Genomic DNA, 20,957 nt, shown 5'->3' with positions numbered 1-20,957 from the left:
GCGTCGTGCCCCGACCCTAGCCTGCCTCGCGCGCCAGCGCCAAGGCCTCGCGCAGGACCTGCTCGTCACCAATGTGATTGGCGAGGATCAGGACGAGGCGGGCATTGAGCGCAGCGCTCTCGCGCTCATCCAGATCGCGATGCGCCTGGGCGAGCAGGCGGAAGGCGGCATCGGGATCGGCGAAGCGCGATTCGCGCGCGAGCTTGCCCGCAGGCGACATGACAGCCGCGGCATTCATCCCCTGCCCTCCATCCGCTCGATCGCGGCTTCCACCGCAGCGCGCCTCGGCTGCCGGAACCGGGCGGCGACATGCCCGTCCGGCCGCAGCAGCACGGCTGCGCCGCCTTCCAAGGCATAACGCTGGCGCAATGTCCCATCGCCCGCCGCCGGCTCGATCGCGAGGACGCCGACGGGTGCGAGCTTTGTCGCATCTTCGCCGAGCAGGATCGCCTGCCCCACCGAGAAGGCCTCGCTCAGCCAGGCATGGGCGGCAGCGGCGAGCGGTGCATCGAGGAATGGCGCTCCCGGCTGCAAGCCCCCGTCCCAGCTCTCGTCGTCGCTCGACAATGTCGAGCCGGCATAGGCCGAGGGCAGCGACAGCCTTCCGGAATTGACAAAGCGCTTGGCGAAGCCGGTCAGGGGTGCCAGCGAGAGCGCAGCCTCGCGCAGCAGGCGCTCGCCGGGCGAGCGCGGCGCGATGAAATCGGTCGCCCGCGTCGAGTTCAGGATGTTCTCGTCGGCGGCCGCGACGCGCTCGCTGTCATAGCTGTCGAGCAGCGAGGCTGGGCTGCGGCCCCGCGCGACCAGCGCCAGCTTCCAGCCGAGATTGTCGGCGTCCTGAATGCCGGAATTGGCGCCGCGCGCTCCGAAGGGCGAGACCTGATGGGCTGCATCGCCGGCGAAGACCACCCGGCCATGCAGGAACCTGTCGAGCCGGCGGCACTGGAAGCGGTAGACCGAGACCCATTCCAGCGCGAAATCGGCATGGCCAAGCATGCGCTCGATCCGGGGCCGCACGATCTCAGGCTGCTTCTCATGCTCGGGATCGGCATCGGGGCCGAGCTGGAGGTCGATGCGCCAGACATCGTCGGGCTGCTTGTGCAGCAGGGCCGACTGACCGGAATGGAAAGGCGGATCGAACCAGAACCAGCGCTCGGTCGGGAACGGCGCGGTCATCTTCACATCGGCGATGAGGAAACGGTCTTCGAAGGCCTCGCCGCGGAACTCCAGGCCAAGCAGGCCGCGCGTCGGCGAACGCGCGCCGTCGCAAGCGATCAGCCAGTCGGCTTCGATAGAATAGTCGCCGTCCGGCGTGGCGATGGTGAGCTTCGCCCCGTCCTCGCGGTTATCGAGACCGGTCAGGCGATTGCTCCAGCGCAGATCGACGTGTGGCTCGGCCAAAACCGCATCGACCAGCGCCGCCTCGACATAGAACTGCTGGAGATTGATGAAGGCCGGCTGCTTGTGGCCACCCTCGGGCAGGAGATCGAACTCGTAGAGCTCGGCCTGCCCGCGGAAGACCCGGCCCTTCTGCCAGGTGACGCCCTTCTCGACCATCGGCTCGGCCAGCCCGAGCCGGTCGAAGATCTCGAGCGTGCGCTTGGCGAAGCAGATGGCGCGCGAGCCCTCGCCGATCCGGTCGGCATCGTCGATCAGCACGACCGGGACCTGCCGGCGCGCCAGGTCGAGCGCCAGCGTCAGCCCGACCGGGCCGGCGCCGACGATGACGACGGGATGCCGGGCGGGCGCGGGAGCGTCCTGGTCCGGGCCGCGGCGATAGGCGAACTGGCGGAAGGGCTGCATGCGGTGGCGCCTTCAGCCCCTGAGGTCCAGCCACATCTGGCGGTCGCGCTCGTCGGTCCAGATGCGCGGATGGTCGAGACCGCCGGCCTCGTCATAGGCGCGGGTGACGTTGAAGGGCAGGCAGTGCTCGAAGATCACCCAGTCGCCATAGGCGGGCTTCAATGTCTCGTGGACGCGCTCGAAGGTCTCGCGCAGCGAGCGGCCGGCGGCGACATGGCCCTTCACCGCTTCGAACAGGTCGGTGAGGAAGGCGCGCGTGCCCTTGATGCCGTCGGCGACCATGCCGCGATTGGTCAGCGCCGCACCGCGGCCCGGCACCATGGCGGCGGGAGCGAAGGCGGCGAGCGCGTCCAGCGTCGTCGGCCAGTCGGTGAAATGGGCGTCGCCGCAATAGGGTGTCGCGCCGTATTCGACGAGGTCGCCGGCGAAGATCACATTGGTGTCCGGCATCCAGGCGACGATGTCGCCGGCGGTGTGGCCGCGGCCGAGCTTCATCAGCCGGACCTCGCGCTTGCCGAGCCAGATCGAAGCGTTGTGCGAGAAGGTCGTGGTCGGCCAGGTCAGGCCGGGGCGGATCGAGTCGGCACCTTGAAAGAGCCGCGGAAAACGGCCGATCTCGCTCGCCTTGTCTTCCTCGCCGCGCTCGACAATCATCGCCCGCGCCGCATCCGAGCAGACGACCTCCTTCGCGCCGTAAGCCGGCGCGCCGAGCACGCGCACGGCGTGGTAATGCGAGAGCACGACATGGCTGACGGACTTGTCAGTGACCTCGCGCACCCTGGCGATGACGCGCTCGGCCATGGTCGGCGTCGCCTGCGCGTCGAAGACGAGTACGCTGTCGTCGCCGACGACGATGCCGCTATTGGGGTCGCCCTCGGCGGTATAGGCGTAGACGCCCTTGCCGATCTCGTCGAAGGAGACGGTCTTCTCGCCGAGATCGGCGGTGGAGGCGAAAGCGGGGGAGGACATGGAGCAACCTCGTAAACTCGTTGATCTTGACGTCATGCTCGGGCTTGACCCGAGCATCTCAGGCCGGAAGAGGCGCTGAGAAGCGCCTCCTCGTCAGGAGGTCCTCGGGTCTGTGCTTCGCTTCGCCCGAGAATGACGGCGCCGATTACTGCGCATGCGGCAGGATCTCTTGCTCGATCGCGCCGAAGATCGAATGGCCCGCGGCGTCCTTCATCTCGATGCGGACGCTGTCGCCAAAGCGCAGGAACGGCGTCTTCGGCGCACCGGTCCGGATGGTCTCGACCATGCGCTGCTCTGCGATGCAGGCGTAACCCAGCCCGCCCTCCGAAACCGGCCGGCCCGGCCCGCCATCGGCGTCGCGGTTCGAGACCGTGCCGGAGCCGACGATGGTGCCGGCAACGAGCGGGCGGGTCTTGGCTGCATGGGCGATCAGCACGCCGAAATCGAAGGTCATGTCGACGCCGGCCTGCGGTTTGCCGAAGGGCTTGCCGTTGACCTGGGCGAGCAGCGGCAGGCTGAGCTTGCCATCCTTCCAGGCCGCGCCGAGCTCGTCCGGCGTCACTGCCGCCGGCGAGAAGGCCGAGGACGGCTTCGACTGAAGGAAACCAAAGCCTTTCGCCAATTCGTTCGGAATCAGATTCCGCAAGCTCACGTCATTGACGAGCATGACGAGGCGGATCAGCCCCCTCGCCTCCTCCGGCGTGACGCCCATCGGCACGTCGCCGGTCACGACCGCGATCTCGGCCTCCAGGTCGATGCCGTAATCCTCGCTGGCGAGCTTCACCGCCTCGCGCGGGCCGAGGAAGGAATCGGAGCCACCCTGGTACATCAGCGGGTCGGTCCAGAAGCTCTCGGGCATCTCGGCGCCGCGCGCCTTCCGGACCAGCTCGACATGGTTCACATAGGCCGAGCCGTCGACCCACTGATAGGCACGCGGCAGAGGCGAGGCGCAGTGCTGCTCGTGGAAACGGAAGGACGGCACCGAGCCGTGCTCCAGGCTCTCGGCGAGATCGGCCAGGCGCGGCGCGCAGCGATCCCAGTCGTCGAGCGCGCCCTGCAGCGTCGCGACGACCGGGAAGGCGTCGGTCGCGCGAGTCAGGTCGTTCGCGACGACGACGAGGCGGCCATCCCGGCCATGCATGAGGGATGCTAGTTTCATCTCTTTTCAATCCTCGCCGAACAGTGATGATGGCAGCAAATCTGTCCCCGGGAGGAAAGTCCATGCAACGCCGTATGTTTTTGAAGACGGGCGCGCTCGCCGCGGCCGCCGCGCCGATCGCGATGCCGGCGATCGCGCAATCGATGCCCGAGGTGAAATGGCGGTTGACCTCGAGCTTCCCCAAGCAGCTCGACACGATCTACGGCACCGCCCAGCAGTTCGCGAAGTTCATGGGCGAAGCGACCGACGGCAAGTTCCAGATCCAGACCTTCTCGGCCGGCGAGATCGTGCCCGGCCTGCAGGCGCTCGACGCCGTCACCTCCGGCACGGTCGAGTGCGCGCATACGCCGACCTATTTCTACATCGGCAAGGAGCCGGCGCTCGGACTCGGCACGGGCATCCCCTTCGGCCTCAACGCCCGCCAGCAGCACAGCTGGTGGTATTTCGGCGGCGGCGAGCAGATCATCAACGGCGTCCTCGCCAAGTTCAACGCCTACTCGATCCCCTGCGGCAATTCCGGCTGCCAGATGGGCGGCTTCTTCCGCAAGGAGTTGAAGACCGTCGACGACCTCAAGGGCCTGAAGTTCCGCATCGGCGGCATGGGCGGCTCGGTGCTGGCCAAGCTCGGCGTGGTGCCGACGCAGATCGCGCCCGGCGACGTCTATCCCGCCCTGGAGCGCGGCACGATCGACGCGGCCGAGTTCGTCGGCCCCTATGACGACGAGAAGCTCGGCTTCGTGAAGGTCGCGCCCTATTACTACTATCCCGGCTGGTGGGAAGGCGGCGCCATGCTGCACCTCGTCATCAACCAGGAGCAGTGGAACAAGCTGCCCAAGCACTACCAGGCGATCGTGCAGAACGCCTGCGAGGCGGCCAACAACTGGATGCTGGCGAAGTACGACTTCGTGAACCCCGGCGGCCTGCGCAAGCTGATCGCCCAGGGAGCACAGCTCAAGGCCTTCCCGCAGCCGATCATGGAAGCCTCGCTCAAGGCGGCCGAAGAGTACTATGCCGAGACCTCGGCCAAGAGCGAGGCCTTCAAGAAGGGCTACGACTCGATGGTCGCCTTCCGTGGCGAGAACCTGCTCTGGTGGCAGGTGGCGGAACTGTCCTACGACGCCTTCATGAACCGGCTGCGGTCGCGCTGACCGCCAGCCATCGCTCCGGGGCGCGCCGACGGCGCGTTTCCGGGGTGAGCGGCGGCGGCGCCATGGCGAGCCCGCGTCACGCATGGACGAGCGCCGTCCCGATCCGCTCGCCGAAGCCTGAGCCAATCGCGGCCCGCACGCTCATCGTTGCTCCTCCCATGGCGGCGGCTTTGACAGGCGCTGCCGTTCGGTAATGATCGCGCCGCGGCCCCCGCGGCCTTCTTTCACTCCAGTTAGTTACATGTGCAACTAATGTCAACGAAGCAAAAACCCGAAGACCGCGCCCTGCATCTCGAGCAGTTCCTGCCCTACCGGCTCAACGTCGTCGGCTTTTTCGCCAGCCGCGCGCTCGGCCGGGTCTACGGCACGCGCTTCGGCATCGGCATCCCGGAATGGCGGGTGATCGCGCAGCTCGGCGAGTTCGGGCAGCTGACGTCGCGCGACATCGGCGAGCTTTCGCAGATGCACAAGACCAAGGTCTCGCGCGCCGTCTCCGAGCTCGACAAGCGCGGGCTGGTGACGCGCAATGAGAACAGGGCCGACCGGCGCGAGGCCTTCATCGCCCTCAGCGCCGCCGGTCAGCGCATCTATGCCCAGATCGTGCCGCTGGCACTGGCCTTCGAGGAACGCTGGATCGAGGGAATCGCACCGGAGGAGCTGCGCGTCTTCGAGCGCGTGCTGGCGGTGCTGACCGAGCGCGGACGCCATCTCGCCGGCGCCTACCAGACCGAGGAAGCCTGATCTCGAAACCGTGATCCGGCCACCGATTTGCCGCAGCGGACGCGATATGCGATGCGCTGAGGCGAATAGACGGTGCGTCGAATCGCCGTTTCGACCCGGCTGCAGCGCGCCTCCTTAGTTCCGTCGCGTTTCTGGCATGTGCTTCGCCGGTGCGGGCGGTCCTTGCCGGCACCGGACGAGTCACAGGGATAGCACTCTGCCTTCGATGATTTTCGCTTCGCTCCGACGCGCGCTCGCTCCGGCGCTGGCTTTCGCCGCGCTGACGAGCGCAGCCGTGGCGCAGTCCCCCGCCTGCGACAACTGGCGCGCCGAACTCTCCAGCCTGCAGGGCCAGCGCGGCGGCGATGCCCGCTCCGCCCAGGCGGCGCAGCGCGTCGCCGGCCAGCTGGCGCAGCTCTCCAGCCAGTATCGGTCCATGGGCTGCGATCGCGGCGGCTTCCTGTTCTTCGGCGAGCAGCCGCCGCCGCAATGCGGCGGTATCCGGGCCCAGCTCGGAGCACTGCAGCAGCAATATGCCCAGCTCCAGCAGCAGGCCCAGGGCGGCGGCATCGAGCAGCGCCGCGCCCAGCTCGCCGCCCTGATCAACAACAACTGCCGGGCACAGCCACGCGGCTTCTTCGAGACGATCTTCGGCATCGAGCCGCGCCGCGGCGAGATCGATTCCACCCTGCCCGAGCTCGATCCCGACGAGCCGCGCGAGCCGACGGAGGGCGGCGGACGCCAGGGCGGCCCCTACACGGTCTGCGTGCGCAGCTGCGACGGCTTTTTCTTCCCGCTCGCCAACAGCCCGAGCGGGCGCGAGGGCCAGGACGAGATGTGCCAGTCGCTCTGCCCGGGCACCGAGACGCTGGCCTATGGCATGAGCAGCGGCGGCGACATCCAGAACGCCGTGGCGCGCGGCAGCGGGCAGCCCTACTCCTCCCTGCCGAACGCGCTGAAATATACCCGCAGCTTCGACGCCGCCTGCACCTGCCGCGCGCCCGGCCAGAGCTGGGCCCAGGCGCTGGCGAATGCCGAGCAGATGCTCGACCAGCGCAAGGGCGACATCATCGTCACCGAGCAGCGCTCGCAGGAGATGTCGCGGCCGAAGCCCGAGCAGCCGCAGCGCGGCAAGAAGGGCGCTACGCCCGCCGCAGCCGAGGCCAAGCCGAATGCGCCGCCGGCTCCGGCGCCGACCGCGCTCCAGGCCGCCCCGGGCGACGAGCCGGCAGCGGACGTCAATGTCCCGACCGCCAGCACGGAATCGGCCGGCGTCGGCCCGCAACGGATCGACGGCGAGAAGACCCTGCAGCAGGGCGACGGGCTGAAGCGCGAAAGCAAGAGCGTCACCGGCGAACGCCGCACCGTGCGGATCGTCGCGCCGAATCTCGCGCCCAATCTCGGCGTCGGGGCGACGGCGCGGCCGTGAGAGCGGCGCTTCCGCGCGCCGTCATGCACCGAAAGCAACTCCGACCGAATGCCCCGCTGGTGACAGGCGCGAAACGCAGGAGTTAGATCATGGTTCTGCTGCCGGCGCCCGCTGCTGCTCGCGCCGCCTTTCGAATGCGGAGCGAGCCATGTCGGACCCAGCAATCGCCCCCCCCGCCCCTCATGGCATGGATGTCGCCGATACGGCGCGACGCCTGAAGGCGATCTTCATCGGCTCGGTCGGCAATCTTGTCGAATGGTACGATTTCTACGCCTACACCGCCTTCGCGCTCTATTTCGCGCCGAAGTTCTTCCCCTCGCATGATCCGGTGGTGCAGCAGCTCAATGCGGCGACGCTGTTCGCCGCCGGCTTCATCGTCCGTCCGATCGGCGGCTGGCTGTTCGGCCATATCGCCGACCGCTATGGGCGGCGGCTGTCACTGACCGTCTCGGTGCTGATGATGTGCTTCGGCTCGCTGATCATCGCGCTGACGCCGACCTATGAGACGATCGGCTTCGCCGCGCCGGTGCTGCTGGCGCTGGCACGGATCATCGAGGGTCTCAGCCTCGGCGGCGAATACGGGGCGAGCGCGACCTATCTCACCGAGATCGCCCATCCCGACCATCGCGGCTTCTATTCGAGCTTCCAGTACGTGACGCTGATCGGCGGGCAGCTCACCGCGATCCTGGTGCTGCTCCTGCTGCAGAATGTGATCCTGACACATGAGCAGCTGGTGGAATGGGGCTGGCGCATCCCCTTCGTGATCGGCGCGATGCTGGCTGTCACCGCCATGTTCATGCGCCGGAACATGCACGAGACGGACGCCTTCGTCGAAGCGAGCAAGGTCAAGAAGCAGAAGAGCTCGCTGCGCGAGCTGCTGAAATACCCGCGCGAGGTCGCGATCGTGGTCGGCTTGACCGCGGGTGGCACCGCCGCCTTCTACACCTTCACCACCTATATGCAGACCTTCGTGAAGCAGACCGTCGGCCTCACCGACATCGTCACCACCTATGTCATCGCCGGGTCGCTGATCTTCGCCTCGATCCTGCAGCCGATCTACGGCCTGATCTCCGACCGGATCGGCCGCAAGCCGCTGCTGATCTTCTTCGGCCTCGCCGGAACGCTGCTGACCGTGCCGATCCTGACGACGCTCGCGCAGACCAAGTCGCCCTGGGTCGCCTTCCTGCTGATCTCCGGCGCCTGGATCTTCGTCGCCGGCTACACCTCGATCAACGCGGTGGTGAAGGCGGAGCTGTTCCCGACCTCGATCCGCGCCACCGGCGTCGCCGTGCCCTATGCGCTGACCGTCTCGATCTTCGGCGGCACGGCGCCGGCGATCGCCCTGTTCTTCAAGCAGCAGGGCCACGAGCAGTGGTTCTACTACTACCTCTCCGCGGTGATCTTCATCTCGCTGCTGGTCTATTCGACCATGCGGGACACCAAGCACGAGTCCGCGATGCACCGGCACGAGTGACGGCGCCGGCGCGTTAACACTCCCTTTACCCGGCATTTGCTGATCTGGCCCGCCAGTTCTCGCGAGGCCGGCCGATGGAGATGTCCGCATCCAACGCGCAGTGCGAGCAGAAGCGCCTCGACGCGCTCGCACGCTACGACATCCTCGACACGCCGCGCGAGGAGGCCTTCGACCGGATCACGCGGCTGGTCTGCCGGATCCTGAAGGTGCCGATGGCGACGGTGACCTTCCTCGACGGCCATCGGCAATGGTTCAAGGCCTATGATGGCGTCGCGAACAACGGGGACTCCCGTCGCATCGCATTCTGCGCCATGACCATCCGCGAGAACGCCCCGCTGATCGTGACGGACGCAAGTACCGACCCGCGCTTCGCCAGCAACCCGCTGGTGACCGGCGCACCGCATTTGCGCTTCTATGCCGGCATCCCGCTGCGCAGCTCCGAAGGCCAGAATATCGGCACGCTTTGCGCCTTGGGCACCACGCCACGCGCGATCGACCCCAGCGAGATCGCAATCCTCTCCGATCTCGCCTCGATCGTGATGAACGAGCTAGAACTGAGGCTTCTCGCCTCGACGGACGGGCTGACCGGCGCCCTTGCCCGCCGCGCCTTCCGCGAGGAGGCAGCCCGGGCCCTCGCGCTGGCCCAGCGCCATCGCCACGAGGTCAGCTGCATCGCCTTCGATCTCGATCACTTCAAGACGATCAACGACACGCATGGCCACGCCGCTGGCGACGCGGTCCTCTCTGGCACCGCCGCGACCTGCCGGAGCCTGCTGCGCCAGAGCGATCTGTTCGGCCGCGTCGGCGGCGAGGAATTCGTGGTACTGCTGCCGCATACCGGCCGCGATGCGGCGCTCGGCGTCGCCGAGAAGCTGCGGGAAGCCATCGCCGCGCAGCGCTTCGACGGCTCCGAGGGACCGTTCACGGCCACGGCCAGCTTCGGGGTCGCGGCGGCGGCTCCCAGCGGCGATATCAACGCTCTGCTGCGCGCCGCGGACGAAGCCCTCTATGCCGCGAAGGAGACCGGCCGCAATCGTTGCGTCGTCAACCAGACCGGCCCTTCCGCCGGCGCTTCGCTGGGGCGGCGCGTGCTGAAGGCCGGCAGCATCGTCTTCAACGGCGGCAAGTCGGTGATCGATTGCACAGTGCGGCGGCTTTCCGAACAGGGCGCGAGCCTCGCGGTGACCAGCACGGCCGGCGTGCCGGAGCGCTTCAAGCTTGCGATCGAGGCCGACGCCTTCTCCCGTACTTGCCAGATCGCGCGCAAGGCCGGGACGGAGATCGACGTGCAGTTCGCCGCCTGATCCGCAAGCATTTATCTCGGGACCTCCCCGCGCCCGGCATTCCCCCTATTCGCCGGCCGCGCAGTGACAGCCGATGATCGGCGCTGCTACGCTATATCTACCTCAACATAGCGATCGCGGCATGACAGGTCGAATACCGGCCGCATGCAGCGCGGTCGTTCGCAGCCTGCGAGGAGAAGCCGATGTCCCATGCCCTTCAATTCTACATCGATGGAGCCTGGGTCGATCCCGCCGGCGGGCTGAAGACGCTCGACGTGATCGATCCCTCGACCGAGGAGGCGTTCGCGCAGATCGCGCTCGGCAGCCAGGCGGATGTCGACCGGGCAGTCGCCGCGGCGCGCGCCGCCTTTCCCGCTTTCGCCGCGACCTCCAAGGAAGAGCGTCTGGCGCTGATGCGCCGCCTGCTCGAAGCCTACAAGGCCCGCTACGCCGAGGTCGCCGACACGCTGTCGCGCGAGATGGGCGCGCCGAAGGAGCTGGCCCACCGGGCGCAAGCCGGGATGGGCACGGCCCATCTCTCCAAGATGATCGAGACGCTGGAGAATTTCGAATTCGAGGAGCTGCGCGGCTCGACCCTGATCTCGAAGGAGGCGATCGGCGTCGTCGGCATGATCACGCCTTGGAACTGGCCGATCAACCAGATCATGTGCAAGGTCGCGCCCGCGCTCGCCGCCGGCTGCACCATGGTGCTGAAGCCCTCCGAGATCGCGCCGCTCAACGCCATCATCTTCGCCGAGGCGATGCACGAGGCCGGCGTGCCCAAGGGCGTGTTCAACCTCGTCAATGGCGACGGGCCGACGGTCGGCGAGGCGATCGCCCGGCATCCCGGCGTCGACATGGTCTCCTTCACCGGCTCGACCCGCGCCGGCATCCTCGTCGCCAAGGCGGCGGCCGATACGGTCAAACGCGTCCATCAGGAGCTCGGCGGCAAGTCGGCCAACATCCTGCTCGATGATGTCGACCTGAAGCGGGCGGTGAAGCTCGGCGTCGAGAGCGTGATGCGCAACTCCGGCCAGTCCTGCAACGCGCCGACCCGGATGTTCGTGCCGGCCCAGCTGCACGAGGACGCGCTCGCCATCGCCAAGGCGACGGCCGAGCCGCTCAAGGTCGGCGCGCCGTCGGCGGAAAGCGTCTTCCTCGGCCCGGTGGTCAGCGAGACGCAATACGACAAGATCCAGCGCCTGATCGAGAGCGGCATCAAGGAAGGCGCGACGCTGGTCACTGGCGGCCCCGGCCGGCCGGAAGACCTTAACCGCGGCTACTATGTCCGCCCGACCATCTTCGGCGGCGTAACCGACGAGATGACGATCGCCCGGGAGGAGATCTTCGGCCCCGTGCTCTCGATCCTGCCTTATGACAGCGAGGCGGATGTGATCGCGCGGGCGAACGACACGCCTTACGGCCTGGCGTCCTATATCCAGTCCGGCTCGCTGGAGCGGGCGCGCAAGGTCGCGGCGCAGATGCGCTCGGGCAATGTCTACATCAACTACCCGGCCTGGGACGCCGGCGCGCCCTTCGGCGGCTACAAGCAGTCCGGTAATGGCCGTGAATACGCCGATTTCGGCCTGGAGGAGTTCCTTGAGATCAAGGGCACGGTCGGCTACGCCGCCGCCTGAGCCCGCCGCTTAAAGCGCGCCGCCGGTCATTCCGGCGGCGCGTTTTTCTTGAGCGCTATGCTCCTGCGCCGGCATGCCGGCGGAAGGGGGACGAACCGATTCAGGTCAAGTCGGCAAGCTCGCGGCCTGCTGGATCGCATTCCGCAACATTGCCAGCGCATCCGGATCGGTGTGCGGCCGCCAACGCAGTCCGATCGTGCGCTCAAGGCGCAGATCGGAGATCGGCAGAGGCACCGTTTCGGCGATGGCGAGGCTTCGCGGCGCCACCGCGAGCCCGCAACCGGCAGCCGCGAGTTGGAGCGCAAGGGCATCGCGTTCAGCCCGCGCCGCGATCGGCAGCCGGATACCGGCTGCCTGAAGTTCACTCGCCCGCAACTCGCAGCTACTGCGCAGGACAAGACGCTCGCCATGGAGATCGCGGACTGTCATATGCTCGCGCTTCGCCAAGCGATGATCGCGCCCCGCAAGGACTACGATGGGCTCGCGCCAAAGCACGAGGGATTCGGCGAAATCCGCGTCGAGCACCGTCCAGGCGATGTCGATGCGCCCCTGGCGCAGCCAGCGCAGAAGCTGCGGCGCGCTGCCCTCCCGCCATTTCCAAAGCGGCGCGGCCGTAGGCTGGAGCTGCCGATGCACGGCTGCAACCGTTGCGGCGGAAATCGTCGGCAGAACGCCGATCCGCCAGGTCGCGAGTGACGTCTCGCCGCCTCGAAAAGCGACGAACGCCGCATCGCAGCGCTGCAGGATATCGATCGCATCGTGCAGGAAGCGATGCGCCTTTGCAGTCGGCCGCATGCGCTGACGCCCGCCGGAGCGGTCGAACAGCGCAGCCCCGAGCTCATCCTCAAGCGCCTTCAGGCCGGCGGAGACAGCGGGCTGCGATATGTGGAGCTGCTGTGCCGCACCGCTGACACTGCCGGTTTCAACGACAGCGACGAAGAAGCGCAGATGGCGGACCTTCATAGAATAAACCTATATGGCGGCATCCAATCAATCGATTATGCTTATTCAGCCTATCATCCTATCGAGTCTCTCTACCAGCTGGCTGCGCTGGCGCGACAACCGGAGAGGCGAGAATGAAGGTCATCTATTGCTTGAGGCGGCTTTCGTCGCTCAGCCACAAGGAATTCCTGCGCTATTGGTTCGAGGTCCATGGCCCGCTGGTACGCAGCCATCAGCGCCAGCTCAGGATCGCGCGCTACGTTCAGGTCCACACCGAATACGGACCATTCCAAGAGAAAATCCGCGCCTTCCGTGGCTCGGCCGAGCCGTATGATGGGGTCGCGGAGATCTGGTACGACAGCAGAGAGGCGCTCGAAACGCTCGGTCAAGATCCTGCTGGGCGCGCCGCGAGCCGATTGCTCTACGAAGACGAGCAGCGCTTCGTCGATTCAGCCCGTTCGCCGATCTGGATCGGCCAAGAGCACGGCGTCATCTGAAGCGGGACGCGCTTCCTCTCCGAGTTCGGTGAAGCGCATTGTCATCGCGCTAGCTAACGCTCACGTCGCTCGGCAATACTGGGGCTCCCGAGCGGCGGCCCACCGATCGCCTCCGACCTTACGCCGCTTCGCCAGCGAGCCGCTTCAGCGCCTTCTCGCGTCCGATCAGCGGCAACAGGGCCGCGAGTTCCGGCCCATGGTCGAGACCGGTCAGCGCCTGGCGAAGCGGCATGAACAGCGCCTTGCCCTTGGCGCCGGTCTGCGCGGCGACGGCCTGCGTCCAGCTCTTCCAGGTCGTCTGATCGAACGGCTCGGCCGGCAGCAGCGCGGCAGCGGCAGCCGCGAACGCCGTGTCGGCGATGTGGGTCTCGATCGGCCCCTCGACGATCTTCCACCAATCCTTGGCTCCCGAGAGCCGGGCGAGATTGCCGCGCACGGCGAGCCAGAACGGTTCGCTCGCTGGAATCCCGAGCTCTCTCAGCCGCTCTTCGACCGTGGCGAAGTCGAGCTGGTGCAGGGTACGGGCGGAGAGCGTCTCCAGCTCGTGCTCGTCGAATTTGGCCGGGGCGCGCGAGACATGGGCGAGATCGACCAGCCCGGCGAGCTCGTCGAGGCTCGACACCGGCCGGACCGCATCGGAGGAGCCCGTGAGCACGGCGAGCGCCGCCACCGCCAGCGATTCGATGCCGGCTTCGCGCAGGCCCCGCAGCGAGAGATGGCCGAGGCGCTTCGACAGCCCCTCGCCGCTCGCGGTCGTCAGCAGGTTGTGGTGGCCGAAGGCCGGCAACGTCCCGCCCAGCGCCTGCATGATCTGGATCTGCACGGCGGTGTTGGTGACGTGATCCTCGCCGCGGATGACATGGGTGATGCCCATGTCGAGATCGTCGACGACCGAGGGCAGCGTATAGGGATAGGTGCCGTCCTCGCGCACCAGCACCGTATCGGAGAGCGAGGCGCAATCGACATGCGATGGGCCGCGCACGAGGTCGTCCCAGCCAATCTCCTCCCAGTCGAGTAGGAAGCGCCAATGCGGCTTGCGGCCTTCGGCCTCCAGCTTGGCGCGCTCCTCGGCGGTCAGCTTCAGGCCGGCGCGGTCATAGACCGGCGGCAGGCCGCGGGCTAGCTGGCGCTTGCGCTTGCGGTCGAGTTCGTCGGCGCTCTCATAGCAGGGGTAAAGCCGGCCTGCGGCGCGCAGCTTCTCGGCCGCCGCGTCATAGAGCGCGATCCGCTCCGACTGCTTGATGCTGGCATCGGGGATGACGCCGAGCCAGGCGAGATCCTCGGCGATGGCCTCGGCGAATTCGGGCTTGGAGCGCGCCTGGTCGGTGTCGTCATAGCGCAGCAGGAAGCGCCCGACATGCCGCTTGGCGAAGAGCCAATTGAACATCAGCGAGCGGGCGTTGCCGATGTGGAGATAGCCGGTCGGCGACGGGGCGGTGCGGACGAAGGGAGTGGTCATGACCGGCCGCTTGTCGCGCGGGACGCGCCCGAGGGCAAGGGCATCTCGCGGCACTGGCGGAAGCGGATCGACAAGCGCCCAGATTGACGCAAGGTTAGAGATGACGGGACGACCGATATCTGCGCTGGGAGGCGAGGATGAGCATCACGGGTTCAGTTGGGCTCGGCGGCAAGAACACGGTTCCGGACACGCGCCTGGTCCAGGCGATGATCAACCCGCATACCGCCGCACTGGGCATCGATCTGCTCGATGTCGACGGCGATTGCGGGCCGCTGACCCGAGGCGGGATCAAGCGCTACCAGCAGGTCTTCCTGAAGATGACCAGCCCGGATTCCAAGGTCGATCCAGGCGGCAAGACCTTCCTGCACATGGCCAACAATCCGGCGCCAGCCGGCGTCGTGGTCAGCGCCTCGCGCCTGCCGATCAAGCTCAAAGCCGGCGACTTCCTGCAGGTTCCGGTGGTGATCGACCCGGCCGACGGCACCGTCCAGGACGCCTACACCGCCTTCGAGTACGAGATTTTCGACAAGGGTGCCCGCATGGTCGGCACCGACTATGCCTTCGGCGTGCCCAACGATATCGAGGTCTGGCCGAATGCGCAGGTCCGGATCGGCGTGACCTTGGACGCGGGCCTGCTGGCGCATGAGCAGTTCCACTACGATGTCGGCTTCGTCGTCTGCCGGGCGCTGGCGCACCAGCTCACCATTGCCCGCGCACCCACGATCGGCGGGCTGGTGACACAGCTCACCAGCCTCGTCGACCTGCACATCAAGCGCCGGGTCAAGCTGATCCAGCGCCGCTACGACATCGACACCCAGCATGGTGCCAATGCCAAATACCAGCGCATCTGGCTCGACCGGATGACGGCCTGCATCGCCAATCCGACAGCGAACCAGATCGGCGGATTCTGGCTCTAGCGGCACTCCGCCGTCATTCCGGGGCAGGCCGCAGGCCTGAGCCCGGAACCCATGAACACGACGCCGCTCCAGTTCTTCATGCTCGCTCTTGTGGCGAGCATCCATGTCTTGAACACCGCTCTCGAAGAACGAAGACGTAGATGGTCGGGACAAGCCCGACCATGACGGAAAAGGCGGTGTTCATGGGTTCCGGGCTCGCCGCTGCGCGGCGCCCCGGAATGACGGCGCGAGGTTCTCGCTCTAGAAATCGAAGCTCTCGCCGCCGGCCTTGCCGACGCCCCTGACCAGTGACCGGTCGGGCTCATGCGCCGGCTCGCCGGAATCGCGGAAGCGGTTGACGATCGGATAGCGCCGGTCGCGGCCGAAGTTCTTGCGGGTGACCTTGACGCCCGGCGCCGCCTGCCGGCGCTTGTATTCGGCGAGATAGAGCAGCCGCTCGACCTTCTGCACGGTCTCGAGGTCATGGCCGCGGGCGACGATGTCGGCAAGACGCATCTCGTGCTCGATCAGGCAGGCGAGGATGTCGTCGAGCACGTCATAGGGCGGCAGCGAGTCCTGGTCCTTCTGGTTCTCGCGCAGCTCCGCTGACGGCGGCTTGACGATGATGTTCTCAGGGATCACCTCGCCGTCCGGCCCGAGCGCGCCGGTCGGCTTCCAGCGGTTGCGCAGGGCCGAAAGCCTAAAGACCTCGGTCTTGTAGAGGTCCTTGATCGGGTTGTAGCCGCCGTTCATGTCGCCATAGAGCGTGGCGTAGCCGCAGGACATCTCCGACTTGTTGCCGGTCGTCACCACCATCGGCCCGAACTTGTTCGAGATCGACATCAGCAGCGTGCCGCGCACCCGGCTCTGCAGATTCTCCTCGGTGATGCCGCGGTTGGTGCCGGCGAAGAGTTCGGCCAGCGCAGCTTCGAAGCCCTCGACCGGATCGGCGATCGGCACGATCTCATAGCGCACGCCGAGCGCGTCGGCGCATTTCTTGGCGTCGTCGAGGCTCTCCTGCGAGGTGAAGCGATAGGGCATCATCACGCAGCGGACGCGCTCCGCGCCCAGTGCATCCACGGCCATGGCGGCGCAGATGGCGGAATCGACGCCGCCGGAAAGGCCGAGCACGACGCCGGGAAAGCGGTTCTTCTCGACATAGTCGCGCAGGCCGAGCACGCAGGCGGCATAATCGGCCTCGTCGCCGCTCTCGACCGGCGCGACCTCGCCCGGCAGGCAGCGCCAGCCATCGGGCCCGCGCTCCCAATCCGTGATGCGAACCGCCTCGCGGAAAGCCGGCAATTGATGGGCGAAGCTGCGGTCGGCATTGAGGACGAACGAGGCCCCCTCGAAGACGAGCTCGTCCTGGCCGCCGAGCTGGTTGAGATAGACCAGAGGCAAGCCGCTCTCGACGACGCGGGCGACGGCGACGTTCAGCCGCTCCTCGATCACGCCGCGGCGGAAGGGCGAGCCGTTCGGGACCAGCAGGATCTCGCCGCCGGTCTCGGCGATGCACTCGACGACCTCCTCGCCCCAGATGTCCTCGCAGATCGGAATGCCCAGGCGGACATGGTTGCGGAAGACGACCGGGCCGGGCAGCGGGCCGGGCTCGAACACCCGCTTCTCGTCGAAGACGCCGTAATTGGGCAGGTCGACCTTGAAGCGCACCGACTGGATCAGGCCACCATCGAGCAGCGCATAGGCGTTGTAGAGCTTGCCGTCTTCCAGCCAGGGCAGTCCGACAAGCACGGCCGGGCCGCCGTCGGCGGTCTCGCGGGCGAGCTCCTCGCAGGCCTTGCGGCAGGCGTCCTGGAAGGCCGGCTTCAGCACCAGATCTTCCGGCGGATAGGCCGAGAGGAAGAGTTCGGGGAACATCACGAGCTCGGCGCCGCCGGCAGCCGCCTCGCTACGGGCGGCGCGCACCTTCTGCGCATTGCCGGCGACGTCGCCGACGATCGGGTTGAGCTGGGCGAGCGCCAGGCGGAGGGACGTCTTGGTCATGCCTTGGATGTAGCTTGCGGCCCTCGCGCCAGCAACGGTGCGGCGTCCGGCCCGCCTCTGCGTTTTCGCAAGGGCGCTCAGGCAAGCGCCGAGCGGAAATCGGCCGACCAGCGCAATTCGCGCAAGGGCCGCACGATCTGCGTCGTCGCGTCATAGATCGGATGCGCCTTCCAGGCGGCGAGCGCGGCCTCGTCGGCGAACTCGCCGTAGACGACGATGTCGGCGGCTTCGCCGATCGGATCGATCCTGGCATTGGCCGCGACCTCGAAGGCGAGCGCGTGCGGGATCTCGCCGAGCCGGCCGAGCAGGCGCCGGATCGTTTCGACCTCGCCAGCCCGCTTGGCCGTGAAGAACACGATGTGCCGGATCATCCGCCCTCCTCCGGGCCCGAGCCGGAATCGGCAGGTCCGTCGCAAGGCACCCTTTTCAGAGACATGCCCGATCGGCAACCGCATTAACCGCGTATTAGGGTTAACCGCGCATGAATCGTCTCCGGGCCGCTGCAACCGCTGCTTCGGCCGCTGCTCGGAGAGACACGCGATGCGTGCTGCATCAATCGCCGCCCTCGCCCCCGTCGTCGCGACGGCCTGTGCGCTGGCGCTGCCGCAGGCGGCGCAGGGCGCCGACTATCTCAGGGGCTCGCAGATCGAGCAGCCGGTAGAGGCGCCATCGATGTTCGGAGGCGGCCGCTTCGACTGGTCCGGCTTCTATTTCGGCGGCGGCGCGGGCATCAACGAGACCAAGTTCAAGCCGGGCGAAGGCCTGCGCGCCTTGGCGTATTCCGCCTTCCGCAACACCGACCTCGCCGCCGAGCGTGACATGGGCTCGTTCATCAACGACCTGCCGGACAAGCGCGACAGCGGGTCACAATTCTTCGGAATCGTCGGCTACAATTATCTGTTCGACGATGTCGTGCTCGGCCTGGAAGCCGATTATACCCGGTCCGGCCACAATTACCGCATCACCGATTACATCGCCCGCCGCAGCCCTCTATCGAACGGCAATGTCTATGATTGGTCGATGACCACCAATCAGGCGGCCAAGCTCGACGACTATGCGACGCTACGCCTGCGCATGGGTTGGGCCTATGGCCGGATCATGCCTTTCGCGACGATCGGTGCCGCGCTCGGACGCTTCAACACGACCTCGACGATCGACGCCGACGCCTACATTGTCACCAATGCCGGCCAGGCCAGCGAAACCCGCAGGCAGGCGAGCGGCTACCCGCTCCAGGTCGGCACCATCCGCAAGAACACCTACGCGTTTGGCCTCAGCGCCGGCGTCGGCGTCGACTGGGCGTTGACCGACAACCTATTCCTGCGTGCGGAATACCAGTTAGTCCGCTTCGCGGAGGTCGAGGGCACGACGACGACGGTCAACACCGGCCGCGTCGCCGCCGCGCTGAAATTCTGACGGCTCAAATCGCCGGATAACGAAAAGGGCCGCGGCAATGCCGCGGCCCTCATTGTTTGGCGAAGCCTTCGCGGCTCACTCGGCCGCTTCGACCTCAGGCCGGGCCCGGCCCGAGCGCTCGCGCTTGACCAGCTCGGCAACGAGGAAGGCGAGCTCCAGCGCCTGCTCGGCATTGAGGCGCGGATCGCAAACCGTGTGGTAGCGGTCGTTGAGATCGGCGTCGGTCATGCCGCGCGCGCCACCGGTGCACTCGGTAACGTTCTTGCCGGTCATCTCCAGATGCAAGCCACCGGCATGCGTCCCTTCGGCCTGATGCACGGCGAAGAAGTTCTTCACCTCGGTCAGGATCAGGTCGAACGGACGGGTCTTGTAGCCGCTCGCCGCCTTGACCGTGTTGCCGTGCATCGGATCGCAGGACCAGACGACATTGCGCCCTTCCCGCTTGGTGGCGCGCACCAAAGCCGGCAGGTGGTCGAAGACCTTGTCGGCACCGAAGCGGCCGATCAGGACGAGGCGGCCGGCCTGGTTCTGCGGATCGAGCGCGTCGATCAGCCTGAGCAGATCGTCCGGCTTGAGGGACGGGCCGCACTTCAGGCCGATCGGGTTCTTGATGCCGCGGAAGTACTCGACATGGGCGTGGTCGAGCTGGCGGGTGCGGTCACCGATCCAGACCATATGGCCGGAGGTGGCGTACCAGTCGCCGGTCGTCGAATCCGTGCGCGTCATCGCCTGCTCGTAGCCGAGCAGCAGCGCCTCGTGGCTGGTGTAGAAATCCGTCGTCCGCATCTCGGGATGCGTCTCGGGATCGACGCCGATGGCGCGCATGAAGTCGAGCGACTCGGTGATGCGGTCGCCCAGCTCCTGGTAGCGATGCGACTGCGGGCTATCCTTGACGAACCCGAGCATCCAGCGATGCGCGTTGTCGAGGTTGGCATAGCCGCCGGTCGCGAAGGCGCGGATCAGGTTGAGCGTCGCCGCCGACTGCCGGTAAGCCTCGAGCTGCCGGCGCGGGTCGGGAATCCGCGACTCCGCCGTGAACTCGTTGTCGTTGATGATGTCGCCCTTGTAGCTGGGCAGTTCGACATCGCCGATCTTCTCGTTCGGCGCCGAGCGCGGCTTGGCGAACTGGCCGGCGATACGGCCGACTTTCACCACCGGCGAGCCGCCGGCGAAGGTAAGCACCACCGCCATCTGCAGGAACAGCCGGAAGAAATCGCGGATGTTGTCGGCCGAATGCTCGGCGAAGCTCTCGGCGCAATCGCCGCCCTGGAGCAGGAAGGCCTCGCCGGCCGCGACCTTGCTCAACGCCCGTTTGAGCTTGCGCGCCTCGCCCGCAAAAACCAGCGGCGGAAAGCCGGCGAGCTGCTGCTCAACCGCCTTCAAGGCTGCCTGATCCGGATATTCCGGCATCTGCTGGACGGGCTTTGCCCTCCAGCTCTCGGGCGTCCACCGCTCGGACATGGGTCTTTGCTCCTGATTTCACGCATCGCGCCTGCGTTAACCTCATCTTGGCGCGAATGGGGGCCTATACACCCGCAGATGGCCGCTGGCCACCGTTACGGCAAGGGCAGCATGCCGCGCCTCCCGCCACGACAGGAAAGCGTGAACCAAATCAGGCGGTTGGCGTGCTCTTCTGCCTCTCCGATTCAGGCGCCTGAGAGACCGATTCAACAGGTTCTGATCCTGATTCAACCGGGTCCGCAGCAAGACAGGACGAGCCCATGCCCAAGCGCAGCGTTTCCTCCGACCGCGTCTACAATAGCCGCCTGCCCTTCGCCCAGGCGACGATCGCCGGCGACTTCATGTTCGTCTGCTGCGTCGGCGCGGACCTGCAGGGCAAATACGCGATCGGCGACGCCAGGGCGCAAACGCAGCAATGCATCGACAACATCAAGGCGCTGCTCGAAGAGGCCGGAGCGGGCCTGAAGGATGTGGTGAAGTGCACGGTCTACGTCACCGACCGAGCCTATTGGGAGCCGATGAACGAGGTCTACTTCGCCAATTTCGCCGAAGAGCCGCCGCACCGCGTCTCCTGCATCGTCAACGGGCTGGGCTCGCCCGATTGCCTCGTCGAGATCGACGCCACCGCCTATCTCGGCAAGGAAGACTGAGGCGCAGCACGCTTTG

At 67.0% G+C, this 20,957-nt stretch carries 19 protein-coding genes and 1 pseudogene; 10 read left to right on the top strand and 10 right to left on the bottom strand.

Annotated elements, in window-relative coordinates; genetic code table 11:
* Positions 1 to 16: 16 nt before the first annotated feature.
* The 4 genes from AC3WLC_RS20240 to AC3WLC_RS20225 form a co-directional block, all read right to left on the bottom strand.
* Positions 17 to 238 carry a DUF2783 domain-containing protein gene (locus tag AC3WLC_RS20240; RefSeq protein WP_493685704.1) on the bottom strand — a complete coding sequence of 74 codons (222 nt, stop codon included), beginning with the start codon at positions 236 to 238 and terminating at the stop codon, positions 17 to 19.
* Positions 235 to 1,803, bottom strand: a complete 1,569-nt coding sequence (locus tag AC3WLC_RS20235) for an FAD-dependent oxidoreductase (RefSeq protein WP_493685703.1) — start codon at positions 1,801 to 1,803, stop codon at positions 235 to 237. Before AC3WLC_RS20235 ends, AC3WLC_RS20240 begins: the two co-directional genes overlap by 4 nt.
* 12 nt (positions 1,804 to 1,815) lie before the next feature.
* Positions 1,816 to 2,772, bottom strand: a complete 957-nt coding sequence (locus AC3WLC_RS20230; RefSeq protein WP_493685702.1) for an MBL fold metallo-hydrolase — start codon at positions 2,770 to 2,772, stop codon at positions 1,816 to 1,818.
* A 145-nt stretch (positions 2,773 to 2,917) separates the two neighbouring features.
* Positions 2,918 to 3,931, bottom strand: coding sequence for a fumarylacetoacetate hydrolase family protein (locus AC3WLC_RS20225; RefSeq protein WP_493685701.1), 1,014 nt, complete (start codon positions 3,929 to 3,931; stop codon positions 2,918 to 2,920).
* Positions 3,932 to 3,993: 62 nt separating this feature from the next.
* Between AC3WLC_RS20225 and AC3WLC_RS20220 the strand changes: the two genes are divergently transcribed.
* The 6 genes from AC3WLC_RS20220 (at position 3,994) to AC3WLC_RS20195 (ending at position 11,622) form a co-directional block, all read left to right on the top strand.
* Positions 3,994 to 5,079, top strand: a complete 1,086-nt coding sequence (locus tag AC3WLC_RS20220; protein ID WP_493685700.1) for a TRAP transporter substrate-binding protein — start codon at positions 3,994 to 3,996, stop codon at positions 5,077 to 5,079.
* Positions 5,080 to 5,331: 252 nt separating this feature from the next.
* A complete protein-coding gene (locus tag AC3WLC_RS20215; RefSeq protein ID WP_493685699.1) occupies positions 5,332 to 5,820 on the top strand; it encodes a MarR family winged helix-turn-helix transcriptional regulator in 489 nt (162 codons plus the stop codon).
* Between the two features lie 274 nt (positions 5,821 to 6,094).
* The gene (locus AC3WLC_RS20210; protein WP_493685698.1) at positions 6,095 to 7,228 is read left to right on the top strand and encodes a DUF2865 domain-containing protein; all 1,134 of its coding nucleotides are present in this window, start codon (positions 6,095 to 6,097) and stop codon (positions 7,226 to 7,228) included.
* Between the two features lie 148 nt (positions 7,229 to 7,376).
* Positions 7,377 to 8,702 (top strand): MFS transporter, encoded by a 1,326-nt coding sequence (locus tag AC3WLC_RS20205; protein WP_493685697.1) that lies wholly within the window; start codon positions 7,377 to 7,379, stop codon positions 8,700 to 8,702.
* 80 nt (positions 8,703 to 8,782) lie between these two features.
* The gene (locus tag AC3WLC_RS20200) at positions 8,783 to 10,006 is read left to right on the top strand and encodes a sensor domain-containing diguanylate cyclase (protein ID WP_493685696.1); all 1,224 of its coding nucleotides are present in this window, start codon (positions 8,783 to 8,785) and stop codon (positions 10,004 to 10,006) included.
* 182 nt (positions 10,007 to 10,188) lie between these two features.
* The gene (locus AC3WLC_RS20195) at positions 10,189 to 11,622 is read left to right on the top strand and encodes an aldehyde dehydrogenase family protein (protein ID WP_493685695.1); all 1,434 of its coding nucleotides are present in this window, start codon (positions 10,189 to 10,191) and stop codon (positions 11,620 to 11,622) included.
* A gap of 105 nt (positions 11,623 to 11,727) precedes the next feature.
* Here the strand turns inward: AC3WLC_RS20195 and AC3WLC_RS20190 are convergent, their stop codons facing one another.
* Together AC3WLC_RS20190 and AC3WLC_RS20185 are read right to left on the bottom strand one after the other, a co-directional pair.
* Positions 11,728 to 12,417, bottom strand: a complete 690-nt coding sequence (locus tag AC3WLC_RS20190; RefSeq protein WP_493686098.1) for a LysR family transcriptional regulator substrate-binding protein — start codon at positions 12,415 to 12,417, stop codon at positions 11,728 to 11,730.
* 39 nt (positions 12,418 to 12,456) lie between these two features.
* Positions 12,457 to 12,585, bottom strand: a pseudogene (locus AC3WLC_RS20185) (LysR family transcriptional regulator); the annotation flags it as partial.
* A 113-nt stretch (positions 12,586 to 12,698) separates the two neighbouring features.
* Here AC3WLC_RS20185 and AC3WLC_RS20180 point away from each other — a divergent pair.
* The gene (locus tag AC3WLC_RS20180) at positions 12,699 to 13,061 is read left to right on the top strand and encodes an EthD domain-containing protein (protein ID WP_493685694.1); all 363 of its coding nucleotides are present in this window, start codon (positions 12,699 to 12,701) and stop codon (positions 13,059 to 13,061) included.
* A 118-nt stretch (positions 13,062 to 13,179) separates the two neighbouring features.
* On the opposite strand, the gene gltX is transcribed toward AC3WLC_RS20180, so the two are convergent.
* Positions 13,180 to 14,520, bottom strand: a complete 1,341-nt coding sequence (gltX, locus tag AC3WLC_RS20175; RefSeq protein WP_493685693.1) for a glutamate--tRNA ligase — start codon at positions 14,518 to 14,520, stop codon at positions 13,180 to 13,182.
* Between the two features lie 137 nt (positions 14,521 to 14,657).
* Here gltX and AC3WLC_RS20170 point away from each other — a divergent pair, with 137 nt between their 5' ends.
* A complete protein-coding gene (locus AC3WLC_RS20170; protein ID WP_493685692.1) occupies positions 14,658 to 15,437 on the top strand; it encodes a hypothetical protein in 780 nt (259 codons plus the stop codon).
* 240 nt (positions 15,438 to 15,677) lie between these two features.
* On the opposite strand, the gene AC3WLC_RS20165 is transcribed toward AC3WLC_RS20170, so the two are convergent.
* Together AC3WLC_RS20165 and AC3WLC_RS20160 are read right to left on the bottom strand one after the other, a co-directional pair.
* Positions 15,678 to 17,417: an NAD+ synthase gene (locus AC3WLC_RS20165; protein WP_493685691.1), complete on the bottom strand. Its 1,740-nt coding sequence runs from the start codon at positions 17,415 to 17,417 to the stop codon at positions 15,678 to 15,680.
* Between the two features lie 77 nt (positions 17,418 to 17,494).
* The gene (locus AC3WLC_RS20160; RefSeq protein ID WP_493685690.1) at positions 17,495 to 17,788 is read right to left on the bottom strand and encodes a Dabb family protein; all 294 of its coding nucleotides are present in this window, start codon (positions 17,786 to 17,788) and stop codon (positions 17,495 to 17,497) included.
* Positions 17,789 to 17,957: 169 nt separating this feature from the next.
* Here AC3WLC_RS20160 and AC3WLC_RS20155 point away from each other — a divergent pair, with 169 nt between their 5' ends.
* The gene (locus AC3WLC_RS20155; RefSeq protein ID WP_493685689.1) at positions 17,958 to 18,830 is read left to right on the top strand and encodes an outer membrane protein; all 873 of its coding nucleotides are present in this window, start codon (positions 17,958 to 17,960) and stop codon (positions 18,828 to 18,830) included.
* A 75-nt stretch (positions 18,831 to 18,905) separates the two neighbouring features.
* Here the strand turns inward: AC3WLC_RS20155 and AC3WLC_RS20150 are convergent, their stop codons facing one another.
* On the bottom strand, positions 18,906 to 20,291 hold the full coding sequence (locus AC3WLC_RS20150; RefSeq protein WP_493685688.1) for a class II 3-deoxy-7-phosphoheptulonate synthase: 1,386 nt from the start codon (positions 20,289 to 20,291) through the stop codon (positions 18,906 to 18,908).
* Between the two features lie 260 nt (positions 20,292 to 20,551).
* Here AC3WLC_RS20150 and AC3WLC_RS20145 point away from each other — a divergent pair, with 260 nt between their 5' ends.
* The gene (locus tag AC3WLC_RS20145; protein ID WP_493685687.1) at positions 20,552 to 20,941 is read left to right on the top strand and encodes a RidA family protein; all 390 of its coding nucleotides are present in this window, start codon (positions 20,552 to 20,554) and stop codon (positions 20,939 to 20,941) included.
* The last annotated feature ends 16 nt before the right edge of the window (positions 20,942 to 20,957 follow it).

The organism is Allobosea sp. GW821-FHT03A12, from assembly GCF_058986765.1.
The sequence above is the reverse complement of the archived record's forward strand: the minus strand, read 5'-3'. Positions and strand labels throughout refer to the sequence as shown.

Bases quoted from the DNA above. Each gene is read 5' to 3' on its own strand.
- AC3WLC_RS20235 (WP_493685703.1), bottom strand. From the start codon at position 1,803: ATGCAGCCCTTCCGCCAGTTCGCCTATCGCCGCGGCCCGGACCAGGAC.
- AC3WLC_RS20240 (WP_493685704.1), bottom strand. From the start codon at position 238: ATGAATGCCGCGGCTGTCATGTCGCCTGCGGGCAAGCTCGCGCGCGAA.
- AC3WLC_RS20160 (WP_493685690.1), bottom strand. From the start codon at position 17,788: ATGATCCGGCACATCGTGTTCTTCACGGCCAAGCGGGCTGGCGAGGTC.
- gltX (WP_493685693.1), bottom strand. From the start codon at position 14,520: ATGACCACTCCCTTCGTCCGCACCGCCCCGTCGCCGACCGGCTATCTC.
- AC3WLC_RS20170 (WP_493685692.1), top strand. From the start codon at position 14,658: ATGAGCATCACGGGTTCAGTTGGGCTCGGCGGCAAGAACACGGTTCCG.
- AC3WLC_RS20230 (WP_493685702.1), bottom strand. From the start codon at position 2,772: ATGTCCTCCCCCGCTTTCGCCTCCACCGCCGATCTCGGCGAGAAGACC.
- AC3WLC_RS20200 (WP_493685696.1), top strand. From the start codon at position 8,783: ATGTCCGCATCCAACGCGCAGTGCGAGCAGAAGCGCCTCGACGCGCTC.
- AC3WLC_RS20180 (WP_493685694.1), top strand. From the start codon at position 12,699: ATGAAGGTCATCTATTGCTTGAGGCGGCTTTCGTCGCTCAGCCACAAG.
- AC3WLC_RS20165 (WP_493685691.1), bottom strand. From the start codon at position 17,417: ATGACCAAGACGTCCCTCCGCCTGGCGCTCGCCCAGCTCAACCCGATC.
- AC3WLC_RS20145 (WP_493685687.1), top strand. From the start codon at position 20,552: ATGCCCAAGCGCAGCGTTTCCTCCGACCGCGTCTACAATAGCCGCCTG.
- AC3WLC_RS20215 (WP_493685699.1), top strand. From the start codon at position 5,332: ATGTCAACGAAGCAAAAACCCGAAGACCGCGCCCTGCATCTCGAGCAG.
- AC3WLC_RS20225 (WP_493685701.1), bottom strand. From the start codon at position 3,931: ATGAAACTAGCATCCCTCATGCATGGCCGGGATGGCCGCCTCGTCGTC.
- AC3WLC_RS20205 (WP_493685697.1), top strand. From the start codon at position 7,377: ATGTCGGACCCAGCAATCGCCCCCCCCGCCCCTCATGGCATGGATGTC.
- AC3WLC_RS20190 (WP_493686098.1), bottom strand. From the start codon at position 12,417: ATGCGGCCGACTGCAAAGGCGCATCGCTTCCTGCACGATGCGATCGAT.
- AC3WLC_RS20150 (WP_493685688.1), bottom strand. From the start codon at position 20,291: ATGTCCGAGCGGTGGACGCCCGAGAGCTGGAGGGCAAAGCCCGTCCAG.
- AC3WLC_RS20220 (WP_493685700.1), top strand. From the start codon at position 3,994: ATGCAACGCCGTATGTTTTTGAAGACGGGCGCGCTCGCCGCGGCCGCC.
- AC3WLC_RS20155 (WP_493685689.1), top strand. From the start codon at position 17,958: ATGCGTGCTGCATCAATCGCCGCCCTCGCCCCCGTCGTCGCGACGGCC.
- AC3WLC_RS20195 (WP_493685695.1), top strand. From the start codon at position 10,189: ATGTCCCATGCCCTTCAATTCTACATCGATGGAGCCTGGGTCGATCCC.